This window comes from Nitrospirillum guaranorum, assembly GCF_034653275.1.
Classification (GTDB): Bacteria; Pseudomonadota; Alphaproteobacteria; order Azospirillales; family Azospirillaceae; genus Nitrospirillum.
The window spans coordinates 368,662-384,478 of record NZ_JAYEES010000002.1; the positions used below are offsets into that span (position 1 = coordinate 368,662).

A 15,817-nucleotide genomic window follows, 5' to 3' on the forward strand; every position below is an offset into this window, starting at 1 on the left:
GCCTATGAAATCATGGGGGCGGTTCGTATGCGGCCCTCCGGCCGCCGCACCGCACCCGGATGAACCCATGAAAACCAAGCCTGGCGACAGCGGCCATTCCCCTAGTGGACAGCCCCCCGGTGCCAAGACCCGCCCCGTTGACGGGCCCGGCGCCACATCCCAACCCAAACCCAAGGTCACGGCGCGGTCCAGCAGCACCCCGCCGCGGATGAACGGTGCCGCCCCCGTGCCCCCGGCCCCCTCCCTGCCGCCCCTGCCCCCCTTTCCCGTGGCGCCGGCGCGCACACGCGCCCGTGGCGATGGCGGGCCCACCGCGCCCCTGCGCCGTGGCGGATCCGACAAGACAGACGCCCGCGCGGCGGTGGCGGAGCTGCGGCGGCAGATCGGCGACGGCGGCGACGCGGCCGGCATCCTGGTCTTCTTCTCCCCCGCCTACGACCGTCAGGAGATGCTGGCGGCACTGAAGGAGGCGTTCGGTTCCACACCCGTCTTCGGCTGCACCACGGCGGGGGAGATCACACCCTTCGGCTACATCAGCAACGGCCTCACCGGCATCAGCTTCCCGGCGGCGGATTTCATGGTCCATTCCGCCCTATTCGAGGGGTTGAGCCAGTTCCAGATCGCCAACACCATCGAGCGGACGCACCAGCTGGTGTCCCAGCGCCATGCCCAGGCCCAGGGGCGGCCCGGCTTCGGCCTGCTGCTGGTCGATGGCCTGTCGACGCGCGAGGAACAGCTGGTCAGCGCCATCGGCAACGCGTTGGCGGGCCTGCCGCTGATCGGCGGGTCGGCCGGCGACGGGCTGGATTTCAAATCCACCGTCGTCCTGCATGAGGGCCGCTGCGTCGGCGACGCCGCCATCCTGCTGCTGGTCACCACGCGCCGGCGCTTCTCCGTCTTCAAGACGGAGCATTTCGTGCCCACGGAGCACAAGATGGTGGTGACCGGCGCCGACCTGGAAACCCGCCGGGTGTTCGAGATCAACGCCGAGCCGGCGGCCCTGGAATACGCCCGCCTGGTGGGCCTGTCGAACGAGCCGCTGACGCCCAAGATTTTCGCCGCCCACCCCGTGGTGGTGCGGGTGGGCGGCCAGTACCACGTCCGCGCCATCCAGAAGGTGAACCCGGACAACAGCCTGACCTTCCACTGCGCCATCGACGAGGGCCTGGTGCTGACGGTGGCGCGCGGCATCGATATCGTGGAAAATCTCCATGAGTTGTTCCGCCGACTGGAACGGGAGATCGGCCCCTTGGACGCCATCATCGGGTTCGATTGCGTCTTGCGGAACCTGGAAACGGAACAGCGCAACCTGAAGGCCGCCGTGTCGGATCTGTTCGTCACCCATCGCGTCACCGGCTTCTGCACCTATGGCGAGCAGTACATGTCCATGCACGTGAACCAGACCTTCACCGGCGTCGCCATCGGTGGGACATGATCATTCCCAAACCCCTGCCCGCCAACCAGGACGCAGCCCCGGTGCCCGCCGACGCGGACGCGGCGCGGCGCATCGCCGATCTGGAGCAGCAGGTGGCGAAGCTGACGCGCATCAACCAGTCGCTGATGGACCGGGTGGAGCGCCACGTGGACGGCCAGGGTTCGGCCTTTTCCCTGTTCCAGACCGCCATCAGCCTGGAGGATCAGGTCCGGTCGCGCACCCAGTCCCTGGAAGAGGCGCTGGTCGACCTGGAGCGGTCCTATCAGGAGGCCGCCAAGGCGCGGGAGCAGGCGGAAACCGCCCGCCTGCGGCTGTTCACCGCCATCGAGGCGGTCAGCGGCGGCTTCGCCCTGTTCGACGCCGACGACCGGCTGGTGCTGTTCAACCAGGATTATCTCAGCTTCTGGCCCGGCATGGCGGGCGACGTCCACCCCGGCATGTCGTTCAGCGACATGGTGCATCTGGCGGTGCAGCGCAAAAGCGTGATGGACGCCTATCGCGACCCCGACGGCTGGGTCCGCCGTCGCCTGCGCCAGCATGCCGATTGCCAGGGCCCCACCGTCCACGCGCTGAGCGACGGCCGCTGGATGCAGATCAACGAGAAGCGCACCAACGACGGCGGCGTGGTCGCCATCTACACTGACATCACCGCCCTGAAGCGGCGTGAGACGCTGCAATGGAAGGCGGCGCTGGCGCAGAAGAGCACCCTGTTGCAGGCCACGCTGGACAACATCTTCCAGGGGGTGGCGGTGTATGACGCCCAGCTGGCGCTGGTGGCCTGGAACAACGAGTTCGTGCGCCTGCTGGACCTGACGCCCCGTTGCGTGCGGCGCGGCGCCGTCTTCGCCGATTTCCAGCGCTTCAATGACGGCCTGCTGGCCCACGGCATCAGCGAGCCGCGCTTCCTCGACCCCCAGAACAACCCGCTGCCGCTGCGGCTGGAACAGACCTGGTTCAACGGCCGGGTGCTGGACATCGAGCGCAACCCCATGCCGGACGGCGGCTTCGTCCTGACCTTCACCGATATCACCGAGCGCAAGCGCAATGAAGAGGCGCTGCGCGACAGCGAGCGGCGCATCCGCCTGGTGACGGACGCCATGCCGGCGCTGATCGCCTATGCCGATGCGGACGAGCGCTACCAGTTCGTCAACGCCCCCTACCGGCAATGGCTGCGCCGGCCGGAAACGGCCATCCTGGGCCGGCGCATGCGCAACGTGCTGGCCCCCGCCTTCTACGAACGCAGCCGCGCCTACATCCGCCAGGCCCTGGCCGGGCAGACCGTGTCGTTCGAGGTGGAGCTGACGCCCACCGGCGATCCGGACAACCTGGCGGAACCGCGCTACGCCCACGTCACCTTCGTGCCCCATATCGGCCTGCCCAACATCGACCAGGATCGGGTGATCCTGGGCCTTTTCACCCTGATGCAGGATGTCACGGAGCGGCGCCGCGCCGACGCCGCCATCAAAGAGGCGAACGAGACGCTGGAACGGCGGGTGACCGAGCGCACCGCGGCGCTGACCGCCCTGAACGGCCAGCTGCAGCAGGAGATCGCGGAGCGGCGGGAGGTGGAGCGCGCCCTGCAATCCGCCAAGGTGGAAGCCGAGCAGGCCAACCTGTCCAAGACCAAGTTCCTGGCGGCCGCCAGCCATGACCTGCTGCAGCCCCTGAATTCCGCCCGGCTGTTCGTGTCGGCCCTGGCGGAGCTGGAGCATACGCGCAAGAACCGGTCGCTGATCGACAACATCGACGTGTCGCTGGGGGCGGTGGAGGGCCTGCTGGACGCCCTGCTGGACATCTCGAAGCTGGACGCCGGCGCAGTCTCGCCGGAGATCGTGGACTTCCCCATCGGCAGCCTGCTGGGGCCGCTGTCCACCGAGCACCAGGTGCTGGCGCAGGAGCAAGGGCTGGCCCTGCGCTACGTGCCGTCGCGCGCCGTGGTGCGCAGCGACATCCGCCTGTTGCGCAGCATCGTGCAGAACTTCCTGTCCAACGCCGTGCGGTATACCCAGCGGGGGGGCGTGCTGCTGGGCTGCCGCCGCCGGGGCGACACCTTGCGCATCGAGGTGTGGGACAGCGGTCCCGGCATACCGGCCGACCAGCTGGATGAGATCTTCAAGGAATTCCACCAGTTGCATCGTGGTCCGATGCTGGGGGGCCCCATGCTGGGTGCCGGGGAGGGGCGCACCCGCGCCGCCGGCCGGGGCATGGGCCTGGGCCTGGCCATCGTGCGCCGCGTTGCCAAGGTGCTGGACGTGACGGTGGAAACCCGGTCCATGGTCGGTCGCGGCTCCATCTTCTCCGTCGCCGTGCCGCTGGGCACCATGACGGCCTCGGCCGTCGCCCGCCGCGTGACGGGTGACGGCACCGCCCGTCCCCTGGACGGCACCCTGGTCCTGGTCCTGGATGATGAGCCCAGCGCGCTGATGGGCATGCAGGCGCTGCTATCCACCTGGGGCTGCGAAGCGGTGGTGGCGTCCACCGGAGAGGAGGCGCTGGACGTGCTGGGCCGCCTGCCCCGCCCGCCCGACGCCCTGATCGCCGACTTCCACCTGGGCGACGGCCACACCGGCCCCGACGAGGTCACCCGTCTGCGCCAGGCCATCGCCGCCGGCACCGGCCTGGCCCCGCCCGCCATCATCGTCACCGCCGACCACACGCCGGAGGTCGAGGCCCAGGTGAAGCAGCACCAGTACTGGATGCTGAAAAAGCCGTTGAATCCGGCGCAGCTGCGGGCGCTGCTGTCCAGCATGCTGGGTTAGGGACGGGTTCTGGACCGGTGCCGGCGGTTGACACGCCGGCACAACCGGCGATATGCCTGGCCGGTCGCTTTCACGCCCAAGCAAGGTCCTGGCCGCGCATGCGTTCCCTTCTGGCCGGTCTTGGCCCCGCCGACATCCGTACCGCACCCTTTCCCCACATCGTGGTCGACCGGCCCATGGATGACGGGCTGTATCAGGAGTTGAGCGCCAGCTTTCCCGGCTTCGCCCGCATGGGCTGGGACTGCGCCCCGGAGCAGGTGCCCAGCAACCGGCGTTTCGAACTGTCGGCCGAGATGATCCTCCAGTCGCCGGATTTGCCGGCGTGCTGGAAGGATTTTGTTTCTTACCATGCCGGTCCGGCCTTCCTGGCGGAGGTCGCGGCCCTGTTCGACGGCCACTGGGACCCGGCGATGCTGGCGGCCCTGGACGGCCGCCTGACGGGGCACAGCGCCGGTTTGCGGCGCCTGACCTCGACGGCGCCGTATCGCATCCACCAGGATGCGCGCATGGAGATCAACACACCCGTGCGCGACCGCGCGTCCTCCTCGCGCGGGCCCCATCTCGACACGCCCAACCGCCTTTTCTCCTGCCTGTTTTACATGCGGGCGCCCGATGACGACGCGCGGGGCGGTGACCTGGTGCTGTACCGCTGGCGCGACGGGCCGGCGGGGCGCATCGCGGACTATGCGCTGCCGGACACGGCGGTGGAGGCGGTTCTGACCGTGCCCTATGCCGCCAACCGCCTGGTGATCTTCCCCCAGAGCCCGAACGCCCTGCACGGCGTCAGCCCCCGCCAGCCGACGCCCCACACCCGCCGCTACGTCTTCGTTACCGCGGAGCTGACCGAGGACTGGTTGCGCCAACCCTTGAACGGAGGGGTGTGACATGCGCCTGCTGGTCCATGGCATGCAGTCGAGCGGTGCCACCGCCTTCACCCGCGCCCTGGCGGAGCGTCCCGGCTGCGTCGCCCTGGCGGATGTCCCCAACAACTTCGCCGCCCCGCGCGTGACCACCACGGCCGACTTCGTGGCCAAGGTGGTGGTGACCACGGCCTATCCCTTGGCCACCCATGTGGAGCGGTTCCGCCCCGACAAGCTGGTGCTGTTCCTGCGCGACCCGCGCGATAACTACGCCAGCCTGTCGATAGCGAACTACCGCCACCATTCCGGCCTGATGGACGAGAAGTTCCTGATCCTGGACCAATTGTTCGCCGAGCGGCACCGGCTGTTCGACGCCGTCATCCATTATGAGGATTTCGTGGCCCGCGACCCCTTCGTCTTCACGACCCTGGCTGGCATGGGCTGGCCGCTGGAGGAGGCGTACTACACCTTCCGCCGCGATTATAACGACCTGCTGCGGACGCTGTGGGAAGCGGAACCGGCGTTGCAGGAAACCATGGACGTGGTCTTCGGCAACGCCCGCGGCCCGGGTGTGACCGACCGCTGGCGCGACAAGCCGCGCGATCCTGCCGTCGATGCGCGGCTTGAGGTTCTGTGCCCTCGCCTGCTGCGGCATTACCGGGATAGGGCTATGGTCGGATGACACGGCGATCGATGAAACCACCGACATTCCCCGTGCCGAGCCGGCCTTATGCCAGGTCGGTCAGCTTGAAATCTTCGCCTTTGTAGAGAAGAGCCGCACCCTGCGTCTTGGCGCAGGCATAGGCAAAACAATCCCCCATATTCAACGCGGCTGGATGGCGCCCTTTTCCATATCGGGCATAAGCATCGTGTGCGAGTTGCCACTCCCGCACGCCCAGGTCCACGAACCGAAAGCCCGCTTCCTTCAGAAATTCCTGTACACGCTCGCGAGCCTCTGCTGGCAGGAGCTCGTATGATCGGCAAAGACCGGCCGCCGTTTCCCAAACGCCGAGCGCGGAACAGAGACGATCCGCGTGCGCTTCAAGACGATCCGCCAAGTCGGTGGCATCCTCCTCCCCGACAATGAGGGCGATCAGGGCGGAGGCGTCCGCGAAAATCACTCAAAGGTCCCCGGAAAGATCATCAAAAAACGCCTTGTCGGCCGTCAGCCCGGTGGGGGCCGGCAGCGGATGCCGGGCGCGGAAGGCCGCCAGACGGTCCCGCAAGGGTATGGCCTCCGCCAGGCGCTGAAGTTCCGCACGCACCGCCAGCTTGACCGCATCCTGCTTGGAGATGCCCCGGATGGCCGCCAACTCCGCCACCATTTGGGCGGTAACGTCGTCCTTGATGTAAAGGGGCATGCTGACACCTCCCCGAGTGGATCATCGGATATCCAGGATAGGATACCTCAGGATATCCACGCATCCAAGGACCACCCCTGAAGCAAATCCCGCGGGGTAAAGGATGCGGGCGCGGACGGCGGCGCCCGCCAATCGCATTCACATCTGGTAACCGGGGGTGGGCGTCCACAGCCGGGTCAGCGGTCCGTTGGCGCCGGTGACGGGATCAAGGGGCGGGAAGGGCAGGTGGGCGATGCGCTCCAGCTCTTCCGGCGTCGCCGCCTCGCGCCGGATGTCCCAGTCCTGGCCCGGCGGATAGCCGCCCACCACCAGGAAGTCCTCGCTGGCGGCGACGCGGCAATGGCCGGTGCCGGCCGGCAACACGGCAACGTCGCCGGCACCCACCGCCACCAAGCGGCCATTAGGCCCGCCCAGCATGAGTTCCGCCCGCCCTCGGGCGAAGCCCAACACCTCATGCGCGGACGAGTGATAGTGATGATAGTCGTAGATGCCGTCGCGCCAGCGCGCGGGCCAGCCGTTGCGCTGGAACAGCGCCTCGAACACGGCCGCCGGGTCACCGTCGCCCAGGGGCACCATGCCCCGGTAGATCAGGACGTGCAGGCGGGCGTTGTTGGGCACCCAGCTGAGGCTGTGCAGAACGAAATTCTCCGGCCAGCGGCCGTGTTCCCCGCCATGCCGCCGTAGGCATCGGCTTCGGCGTGCTGGTCGGCCATGGCATGTCTCCCTGACGGCGGAATGGTGAGGGCGGAACGGTTCACCCTCAGAAATCCGCCGGGCCGCCGCAGGTTCCGGGTCAGCCCTCAGCCACGTCGGCGAAGCTGTCCAGGTGCAGGCGGCCGGCCATGACCACGGCCTGGGTCCGGCTGTAGACGCGCAGCTTGTGCAGGATGCTGGAGACGTGGGCCTTCACCGTCGTTTCGGCGATGTCCAGGTCATAGGCGATTTCCTTGTTCAGCTTGCCCGTGCCCAGCAACTGCAGGACGCGGCGCTGCTGCGGCGTCAGCGTCAGGACCCGCTGCAGGAAATCATCGTCCGCCGCCTGGCCCTTGGGGTCGGGGGCCGGCTCGGCCAGCGCCAAGTCGTCGGGGCGATAGGTGCCGCCGGCGGCCACCAGCGACAGGGCGGCCACGATCTCCGCCCGGGGGGTGGACTTGGGAATGAAGCCCATGGCGCCCAGGGCCAGCGCCTCACGCACCAGGCGCGGATCCTCCAGGGCGGAGATTACTACGACGGGGGTGGCGGGGAATTGGCTGCGGATGCGCACCAACCCCTCGAACCCATCCACGCCGGGCATGCGCAGATCCAGCAGCAGGAGATCGGCGGCGCCGATGGACTCCAGCAACTGCGTCACGCCCGCCAGATGGGCGCACTCCAGGATTTCAGGCTGGTCAAACGCGGACTCCACGGCCAGGGCCAGGGCGCCCCGCACCATGGGATGATCGTCGGCAATGATTATTTGCGGCATGCGTCGCCTCGTTTGCGGGCGATTATGATTCGGCGTTTCCTCGACCTTGACGATAGTCGATATCGATCAACCAGGCTAGTGCCTGGGAGGGTTAGGCCGCGGCCCGGCGACGGAGCCTTCGCCGCCACTGGGCGCTTGAATATAACCCTCTGACATATAATCACTATGTGACCGGAAGAGTGAGTGGCGACACCACCCTTGGCGGGTGCGGCACCGATGTCAAACTACCCTTGTACCAAAGTACAATTGGCACCCGGGACGGGCTTCTTGAAGATGGGCAGCAAGCCGAACGGTGGCCCATTCCTTTTGAAGTTCCAAAGGGAAGGCCGGAAGGAGCGGCGCCCCGGAGAGGAACGGCCCGGCGGGAGAGCCCCGACGGACCAGCAAAGACGAAGAACTGGCAGAGTCGAAGTTCCCGCGTGATCATGGGCCTGCGGCGTGACCGGTTATTGGCACCCCGACCCGACCCCTTTTTGGCCGACAGCCGCCTGGTTTCAACGGTATTTCGTTACCTTGCGACATCTGGGCGACCTCCGGCGCGAGCGATATCGATCCACGGGGCCGGCATGCCGGCGGCGGTGGGCGGCAGGGGTGGAGACGGGGTTGCCCGTGACGGGCGGCGGCCCAGCACGGGATGGGAACACGCGGGATGGAAACCGGTCCGAAGGGACCTATCCTTAACCTTCTCAAGGAGAGACCCCATGCGTTGGAAGAAGCCCACCGTCACCGAGATCGCGCTCGGCATGGAAATCAACTGCTACGCCTGCGCGGACGTCTGACGCCCCGCCATCATCGGCCGGCCCAAGGGGCCGGCCGGACGTGCATCCGCCCGGTGTGCGTCCCCAGCGTGCGTCCTTGTGCGTTTTGTCCCCAGTCCCCGGCCTGGACGCCCGCCTTAGTGCCGGCGGGCCAGGGGGCCCTGATCAGCCTGAATGCGTCGCCCATCCGCCGGCCAGGCGGACACCAATCGGACCGGACCTACCGGCCAATCCCCAGGGAGGGAAATGAGATGAAACAGCGGAAGAAGGTCTTGTTGTCCTGGACCGCCCTCGTGGCGGCCAGCTTGCTGTCCAGCCATCCGTCGCTGGCCAACGACGAACTATCGAAGGCGAGCAAGGACCCTAAGCAATGGGTCATGCAGGCCGGTGACTACGCCAATCAGCGCTACAGTTCCTTGAAGCAGATCACCACCGCCAACGTGAAGGAACTGCGCCCGGTGTGGACCTTCTCCACCGGCGTGCTGCGCGGCCATGAGGGCGGCCCGCTGGTGGTGGGCGACGTCATGTACGTCCACACCCCCTTCCCCAACGTGGTGTACGCGCTGGACCTGACCAACGCCGGTCGCATCCTGTGGAAGTACGAGCCCAAGCAGGACCCCAACGTCATTCCCGTCATGTGCTGCGATACCGTCAACCGCGGCGTGGCCTATGGCGACGGCAAGATCATCCTGAACCAGGCCGACGCCAACGTCGTCGCCCTGGACGCCAAGACCGGCAAGGAATTGTGGAAAGTCGCCAACGGCGACCCCAAAAAGGGCGAGACCATGACCGGTGCGCCGGTCATCGTGAAGGACAAGGTGCTGGTCGGCATCAGCGGTGGCGAATTCGGCGTGCAGGGCCGCATGACGGCCTACAACCTGAAGGACGGCTCCGTCGCGTGGAAGGCCTACTCCGTCGGCCCCGACGACCAGATCCTGGTCGACCCGCAGAAGACGACCAGTTTGGGCAAGCCCATCGGCGCCAACTCCTCCCTGTCGACCTGGCAGGGCGACCAGTGGAAGACCGGCGGTGGCGCCACCTGGGGCTGGACCAGCTACGACCCGCAGCTGAACCTGATCTACTACGGCTCGGGCAACCCCTCGACCTGGAACCCCAAGCAGCGCCCCGGCGACAACAAATGGTCCATGACCATCTTCGCCCGCGACGCCGACACGGGCATGGCCAAATGGGTCTACCAGATGACGCCCCATGACGAATGGGACTATGACGGCGTCAACGAGATGATCCTGGCCGACATCAAGGTGAAGGGCGCCCCCGTCAAGGCGCTGGTCCATTTCGACCGTAACGGCTTCGCCTACACCATGAACCGCGAGACCGGCGAGCTGCTGGTGGCGGAGAAGTACGACCCGGCGGTCAACTGGGCCACGCATGTGGACATGAAGACCGGCCGGCCGGAAGTGGTCGCCGCCTACAGCACCGACAAGAACGGCGAGGACCACAACACCAAGGGCGTCTGCCCTGCGGCCTTGGGCAGCAAGGACCAGCAGCCGGCTTCGTACTCGCCGGACACCGGCCTGTTCTACGTGCCGACCAACCACGTCTGCATGGACTATGAGCCGTTCAAGGTGTCCTACACCGCCGGCCAGCCCTATGTCGGCGCCACGCTGTCCATGTTCCCGCCCAAGGGCGAGACCAACCTGGGCAACTTCATCGCCTGGGACGCCAGCACCGGCAAGATCGTGTGGTCCAACAAGGAAACCTTCTCCGTCTGGTCGGGCGCCCTGACCACGGCGGGCGGCGTTGCCTTCTACGGCACGCTGGAAGGCTACCTGAAGGCCGTGGACATGAAGACCGGCAAGGAGCTGTACAAGTTCAAGACGCCGTCGGGGATCATCGGCAACGTCACAACCTATGAGCACGGCGGCAAGCAGTACATCGCCGTGCTGTCCGGTGTCGGCGGCTGGGCCGGCATCGGCATGGCCGCCGGCTTGGGCGGCGACACGGACGGCCTGGGTGCCGTCGGCGCTTACAAGCAGTTGGCCAACTACACCCAGCTGGGCGGTGTGCTCACCGTCTTCGCCCTACCGTAACCCCTCTCTCCTTCTCAGCCCCGCCTGGGGATCATCCCTCAGGCGGGGCTTCTTTGCCCCTTGAGCTAGAGCACACATGCCTGGACTCCCCCCTTCGCGAAAAGAGGTCCGACTGATGCCGAAACGCTTGGCGCTGGCCGCTGCCGTCACCCTTCTGGCCCTGCCCTTCAGCGTCGCCGCCGGCGCCGCCGACGGCAGCGCGCCCACCGCCACCAAGGTGGCGGCCGAGGCCAAACCCTATAAGGTCGAAGGCGGCAAGGTCGATCCCGGCACCTACAACGGCTATCGCCGCTATGGCGAGTCCTGCTTGCGCTGCCATGGACCGGACGGGGCCGGTAGTTCCTACGCCCCGGACCTGACCGACAGCCTGAAGCACATGGACTACGACACCTTCGCCGAGACGGTGATCAACGGCCGCAAGAACGTGAACACCGCCAACAACAACGTCATGCCGTCCTTCGGCACGACGGAGGACGTGGCGAACTACCTGGACGACATCTACGGCTATCTGAAGGCCCGGTCGGACGGCGCCATCGGCCGCGGCCGGCCGCAGCGCATCGGGGACTGAGAACAACGGCGGCACCCTCATGAAAACGGTCTTCCGCCTGGCGCTGGCGGCGCTCCTGCCGCTGGCCCCGCCCGCATCCCAAGCCCTGGCCCAAACGGCCGAGCTGGTGTCCCGCACTGAACTGCGCGTCTGCGCCGACCCCAACGACATGCCCTATTCCAACCAGAAGGGTGAGGGGTTCGAGAACAAGATCGCCGCCATCATCGGCCAGGATCTCAAGCTGCCCGTCAGCTATGTCTGGTTCCCCCAGGTCATGGGTTTCGTGCGCAACACCCTGCGCGCCCGCCAGTGCGACCTGGTCATGGGCACGGTGGCGGGCGATCCGCTGATGGACAACACCAACGCCTATTACCACAGCGGCTACATGATCGTGACGCGGGCGGACGCCGGCATCACCGCCACATCGGTGGGCGATCCCAGCCTGGCCGACAAGCGCTTCGGCCTGGTGGCGGCGACGCCGCCCACCGACCTGCTGCTGCGCCACAACCTGATGGCCAACACCACCTCCTACGCCCTGGCGGTGGACACGCGGTACGAGTCGCCCTCGCGCGCCATGCTGCAGGATCTGGCCGACCGCAAGATCGACGTCGCCCTGTTGTGGGGTCCCATCGCCGGCTATTACATCAAGCAGGACAAGCTTCCGCTGAAGGCCGCCTTCCTGGACCCGGAGGGGGACAGTAACCGGCTGGATTTCCGCATCGCCATGGGCGTGCGCGCCAACGAGCCGGAATGGCGCCGCTCGGTGGACCAGGCCCTGCAGCGCCATCGGGCGGAGGTCGACAAGCTGTTGGCTGATTACGGCATCCCGCTGCTGGATGAGCAGAACAAGCCCATCCCCGCGTCCTTGCCCGGGGCCGCCGGCGCCAAGCCATGAGGGCGCTGCCGGCGGCCGTCCTGGCAGGCGCGATGGCCCTTCTGCCCGCCATCGCCGCGCGGGCGCAGACGGCCCCGGCCGTGCCGGAGCCACCGGGCTATCGCCTGGATGATTACCGGGCACCGGTGCCGGCGACGGTGGCCGGTGGCCGGGTGCTGACGACCGCCGCCCTGCGGGAGCTGCTGGCGCGGGAGGGGGCCCGTGTGGTGCTGGTGGACGTGGTGCCCTCCCCCCGGCGGCCGGCTGGTATGGCGCCGGAATCCCCCTGGATGCCCCTGCCCCATGCCGATCTGCCCGGCAGCGTCTGGCTGCCAGATGTGGGGCGGGGGCGCTGAACCCGACCCTGGAAAACTGGTTCCAGCAACAACTTGCGACTTTAAGCGGGGGCGACAGGAACCGCCCGCTGGTGTTCTATTGTTTGCCCGAGTGCTGGATGAGCTGGAATGCGACCAAGCGCGCCGCCGGTTATGGTTACACCAACGTCGCCTGGTACCCGGACGGCGTTGACGGCTGGCGCGCCGCCGGGTTGCCCCTGGCCACCGCCACGGCGCTGACACCCCCCGGTTCGCCGGGGGTACCCTGAGTTCAAACGTTCACGACGACCAGAGACCAGGTAAAGGAGAGCGGAAGGTGCGACGTATCGGATTTTGGGCGGCGGTTGCCGCCACGATCATCGCGGGTGGAACGGCCGGAACGGCCCTGGCGGATGGTGATCCCGCCGCCGGCCAGGTGGTGTTCAAGAAGTGCGCGGTCTGTCATTCCATCGACGCCGGCGTGAACAAGGTGGGCCCCAGCCTGCACGGCATCATCGGCCGCAAGTCCGCCACCGCGCCGGGCTACGACTATTCCGCCGCCATGAAGGGCGCCAACAAGGAATGGACGCCCAAGGAACTGGACACCTACCTGACCGACCCGCGCGCCGTCGTGCCGGGCACCAAGATGGTGTTCGTCGGCCTGAAGGACCAAAAGGACCGCGACAACGTCATCGCCTATCTGGCGACGCTGAAGTAAGCGGCCCCATCTAAAATCGCGCATCCCAGACACCCCCGTCCGGAGCCGCCGGACGGGGGTGTTTTCGTTTGGCGTCACGGGGCCTTTACGGCACCATGTTAATGGGCCATTAATCCTTGTCCTGCATCATGCCATCGGCATCAGAGAAGGGCGGGGGCCCGTGAGCACCAGAGCCGGGACGACGGTTTCAGATACGATCATGTCGCGCGGCGCCGACGCGGCGCCGACGCCCCTGGTTCGTGCCCGCGAAGGGCAAGGCGCCGTCATGGACCAAGCCTGGCAAGGCCTTGGCCACATCGATCCCGCGATCGTCCCCGGGGCGCAGTCCGGTCCAGCCTTCAACCTGGGCCTGAGCCGCAGGGCGTTCAAGGTGCTGTGGTCGCTGCTGGAAGCGGGGGCTGTGGCGGCCCTGGGCGGCATTCTGCTCTCGCTGGCGGTGGATGCCGGACTGGTCGCGGCCGACGATCTGCGCATCGGTCTATGTCTGGCCGCCGGCCCCGCGCACCTCATCCTGGCCTGGCTGCTGGGGCGCCACGCCCGGCCCCACCATTCCGATGAGCCGCCATGGTCCGTGGCTGTCCAGGTGATGGCGGCCTTGTTCGCCTGCCTGCTGGCGGTGGCGCTGGCCAACGGCGGCGGCGTCGCCACCGTCGCCTGGATTGTCGTGTGGTCCGTGCTGGCAAGCGGCGCCCTGATTCCGGCCCATCGCCTGGAAGGTGCCATCGCCCCCCTGGCCATCGCCCGCCGCTGGCGGGTTCGCCACGCCGTCATCGTCGGCGCCGGCCCCGCCGCGCTGCGCCGGGTGACGGACATGGCCGGCCGCATGGAGCAAGAGATCGAGTTGCTGGGCATGTTCGGCGACCGGCCGCCCGATGGTGGTGCCTCGCCCCGCCAGCCACCCTATCTGGGGGGTCTGGATGCCCTGTTCGACTTCCTGCCCCGCCATGGGGAGGTGGGCGTGTTCATGGCCCTGCCGTGGACGGCCGGCGACCGCACCGCCGCCGTTCTGGAACGGCTGCGCACCCTGCCCGTCACCGTCTGGCTCGTGCCCGACCCGGAGCTGTCGGCCCTGGCCCTGCCACAATCGGGGCGCAGTCAGGGCCGCGCGCCGGCACCGGAACGCCAAGGGCGATGATACCCACCCCACACGTTCCGTTCCGCAGCGCCGCTTGTTAATCTCCAGCTTCCGCAAGCTTCCATGACGAGTGGACATGCAGCTTCTGAGCACACTGGCCACCATCGGCTTCGTCCTGCCCGTGTTCGCCGCCCTGATGGGCATGTTGCTGGCGCGGCGCGACTATAGCGTGGCGGCGGCCTGGGGCGGCGGCGTGGTGCTGTCGCTGCTGATCGCCCTGGCCATCCGCGGGATGCTGCGCGCGGATCCGGACCTGCCCCACTTTCCCAGCGGGCACGTCACCCTGGCGGTGGCCTTCTATGGTGGGCTGCTGGTCATCTATCTGCGCGGTGGCCACAGCCACGGCCGCATGGCCCTGCCGGTGATCCTGATGGCCCTGGCCAGCATCGCCCTGGTGGAGGGCTGGTCGCGCGTGCTGCTGACGGAACACACCTGGGTGGATGTCATCGGCGGTTTCGTCGTCGGATCCCTGGGCTTGCTGGCCACCGGCTGCCCCTGGGCGGTGCGCCGCATCCAGCGGGGCTCCCGCCTGTATCTGGCGGCGACGTTGGCCGTGGCCATCCCGCTGGCCTTCCTCAATGTCCGCTGGCTGGACAGCCTGATCCGGACCTTCGTGGTTCTGTAACTCCGCGCGGCCGCGCGCTCTTCCCTTTCAGAAAACCGCAGGCGGCCCCGGCCGCCGGGCTGGCGTCGACATCGGCGCGGCGCGGGGAGCGCCGCGCCATGCGTCGGCGACTGAACCGTCTCGAGCTTCAAATCTTCGACCCTTTCGACAAGACCCCCGGGGGCCGTCGGCGGCATTTTGCCCCCCGTGCCGGCCATCCCGTCCGGCAGCATTTTCGAAATCCCGCCAGCCTACGCGAGGAAAACATCATGTCCATCACGGCCACGCCCACCCCCGGCGCCAAGCTGCTGACCCCCACCGATCACACCCTGATCATGATCGACTTCCAGTCGCAGATGTCCTTCGCGACGCATTCGATCGACGCCATCACGCTGCGCAACAATGCCGCCCTGGTGGCCAACGCCGCCGCCGGCTTCAAGGTGTCGACCATCCTGACCACGGTGGCGAAAAGCAGCTTCTCCGGCCCGATGTACGCCGAGATCACCGACGCCTTCCCCGGCCAGGACCTGCTGGACCGCACCTCCATGAACACCTGGGAAGACGCCGCGGTGATCAAGCAGATCAACGCCATCGGCAAGAAGCGCATCGTGCTGTCCGGCCTGTGGACCAGCGTCTGCATCGTCGGCCCGGCCCTGTCGGCCATTGACCAGGGTTTCGAGGTCTACGTCATCACCGACGCCTGCGGCGACGTCTCGACCGAGGCGCACGAGCGCGCGGTGGAACGCATGGTCCAGGCCGGCGCCCGCCCCATCACCGCCCTGCAGTACCTGCTGGAGCTGCAGCGCGACTGGGCCCGCACCGAGACCTATGACATGACCACCGGCATCGCCAAGAAGTGGGGCGGCGCCTACGGCCTGGGCATCACCTACGCCAAGACCATGTTCAACGCCCACGAGGGCTGAACCGTCAGCGCGG

General features: G+C 67.6%; 18 protein-coding genes. 14 read left to right on the top strand and 4 right to left on the bottom strand.

Annotated features, from left to right (window positions below; genetic code table 11):
• The first annotated feature begins 67 nt into the window (after positions 1-67).
• The 4 genes from nosP to UAJ10_RS07395 all read left to right on the top strand — a co-directional run bounded on the left by nosP (position 68) and on the right by UAJ10_RS07395 (position 5,736).
• The gene (nosP, locus tag UAJ10_RS07380; RefSeq protein WP_322914737.1) at positions 68-1,435 is read left to right on the top strand and encodes a nitric oxide-sensing protein NosP; all 1,368 of its coding nucleotides are present in this window, start codon (positions 68-70) and stop codon (positions 1,433-1,435) included.
• Positions 1,432-4,194, top strand: a complete 2,763-nt coding sequence (locus UAJ10_RS07385) for a hybrid sensor histidine kinase/response regulator (protein WP_322914738.1) — start codon at positions 1,432-1,434, stop codon at positions 4,192-4,194. Before nosP ends, UAJ10_RS07385 begins: the two co-directional genes overlap by 4 nt.
• 98 nt (positions 4,195-4,292) lie before the next feature.
• On the top strand, positions 4,293-5,078 hold the full coding sequence (locus UAJ10_RS07390; protein WP_322914739.1) for a 2OG-Fe(II) oxygenase: 786 nt from the start codon (positions 4,293-4,295) through the stop codon (positions 5,076-5,078).
• 1 nt (position 5,079) lies between these two features.
• A complete protein-coding gene (locus tag UAJ10_RS07395; RefSeq protein ID WP_322914740.1) occupies positions 5,080-5,736 on the top strand; it encodes a hypothetical protein in 657 nt (218 codons plus the stop codon).
• A gap of 46 nt (positions 5,737-5,782) precedes the next feature.
• On the opposite strand, the gene UAJ10_RS07400 is transcribed toward UAJ10_RS07395, so the two are convergent.
• The 4 genes from UAJ10_RS07400 to UAJ10_RS07415 all read right to left on the bottom strand — a co-directional run bounded on the left by UAJ10_RS07400 (position 5,783) and on the right by UAJ10_RS07415 (position 7,880).
• The gene (locus tag UAJ10_RS07400; protein WP_322914741.1) at positions 5,783-6,175 is read right to left on the bottom strand and encodes a type II toxin-antitoxin system VapC family toxin; all 393 of its coding nucleotides are present in this window, start codon (positions 6,173-6,175) and stop codon (positions 5,783-5,785) included.
• The gene (locus tag UAJ10_RS07405) at positions 6,176-6,415 is read right to left on the bottom strand and encodes a type II toxin-antitoxin system VapB family antitoxin (RefSeq protein WP_322914742.1); all 240 of its coding nucleotides are present in this window, start codon (positions 6,413-6,415) and stop codon (positions 6,176-6,178) included.
• A gap of 138 nt (positions 6,416-6,553) precedes the next feature.
• On the bottom strand, positions 6,554-7,033 hold the full coding sequence (locus UAJ10_RS07410; RefSeq protein ID WP_322914743.1) for a cupin: 480 nt from the start codon (positions 7,031-7,033) through the stop codon (positions 6,554-6,556).
• A 175-nt stretch (positions 7,034-7,208) separates the two neighbouring features.
• Positions 7,209-7,880 carry a response regulator transcription factor gene (locus tag UAJ10_RS07415; RefSeq protein ID WP_322914744.1) on the bottom strand — a complete coding sequence of 224 codons (672 nt, stop codon included), beginning with the start codon at positions 7,878-7,880 and terminating at the stop codon, positions 7,209-7,211.
• A 701-nt stretch (positions 7,881-8,581) separates the two neighbouring features.
• Between UAJ10_RS07415 and pqqA the strand changes: the two genes are divergently transcribed.
• The 10 genes from pqqA to UAJ10_RS07460 all read left to right on the top strand — a co-directional run bounded on the left by pqqA (position 8,582) and on the right by UAJ10_RS07460 (position 15,804).
• On the top strand, positions 8,582-8,659 hold the full coding sequence (pqqA, locus tag UAJ10_RS29850; RefSeq protein ID WP_145750621.1) for a pyrroloquinoline quinone precursor peptide PqqA: 78 nt from the start codon (positions 8,582-8,584) through the stop codon (positions 8,657-8,659).
• Between the two features lie 230 nt (positions 8,660-8,889).
• Positions 8,890-10,689 carry a lanthanide-dependent methanol dehydrogenase XoxF5 gene (xoxF5, locus tag UAJ10_RS07420; RefSeq protein WP_322914745.1) on the top strand — a complete coding sequence of 600 codons (1,800 nt, stop codon included), beginning with the start codon at positions 8,890-8,892 and terminating at the stop codon, positions 10,687-10,689.
• Between the two features lie 115 nt (positions 10,690-10,804).
• Positions 10,805-11,257 carry a c-type cytochrome gene (locus tag UAJ10_RS07425; protein ID WP_322914746.1) on the top strand — a complete coding sequence of 151 codons (453 nt, stop codon included), beginning with the start codon at positions 10,805-10,807 and terminating at the stop codon, positions 11,255-11,257.
• A gap of 19 nt (positions 11,258-11,276) precedes the next feature.
• On the top strand, positions 11,277-12,131 hold the full coding sequence (locus UAJ10_RS07430) for a substrate-binding domain-containing protein (RefSeq protein ID WP_322914747.1): 855 nt from the start codon (positions 11,277-11,279) through the stop codon (positions 12,129-12,131).
• Between the two features lie 32 nt (positions 12,132-12,163).
• On the top strand, positions 12,164-12,466 hold the full coding sequence (locus UAJ10_RS07435) for a rhodanese-like domain-containing protein (protein WP_322914748.1): 303 nt from the start codon (positions 12,164-12,166) through the stop codon (positions 12,464-12,466).
• 98 nt (positions 12,467-12,564) lie between these two features.
• Positions 12,565-12,714, top strand: coding sequence for a rhodanese-like domain-containing protein (locus tag UAJ10_RS07440; RefSeq protein ID WP_322914749.1), 150 nt, complete (start codon positions 12,565-12,567; stop codon positions 12,712-12,714).
• 47 nt (positions 12,715-12,761) lie between these two features.
• Positions 12,762-13,142: a c-type cytochrome gene (locus tag UAJ10_RS07445; protein WP_322914750.1), complete on the top strand. Its 381-nt coding sequence runs from the start codon at positions 12,762-12,764 to the stop codon at positions 13,140-13,142.
• Positions 13,143-13,341: 199 nt separating this feature from the next.
• A complete protein-coding gene (locus UAJ10_RS07450; RefSeq protein ID WP_322914751.1) occupies positions 13,342-14,277 on the top strand; it encodes a nucleoside-diphosphate sugar epimerase/dehydratase in 936 nt (311 codons plus the stop codon).
• 76 nt (positions 14,278-14,353) lie between these two features.
• The gene (locus UAJ10_RS07455) at positions 14,354-14,902 is read left to right on the top strand and encodes a phosphatase PAP2 family protein (RefSeq protein ID WP_322914752.1); all 549 of its coding nucleotides are present in this window, start codon (positions 14,354-14,356) and stop codon (positions 14,900-14,902) included.
• 248 nt (positions 14,903-15,150) lie between these two features.
• Entirely contained in the window at positions 15,151-15,804 is a 654-nt protein-coding gene (locus tag UAJ10_RS07460) for a hydrolase (RefSeq protein WP_322914753.1), read from the top strand.
• Positions 15,805-15,817 lie beyond the last annotated feature (13 nt).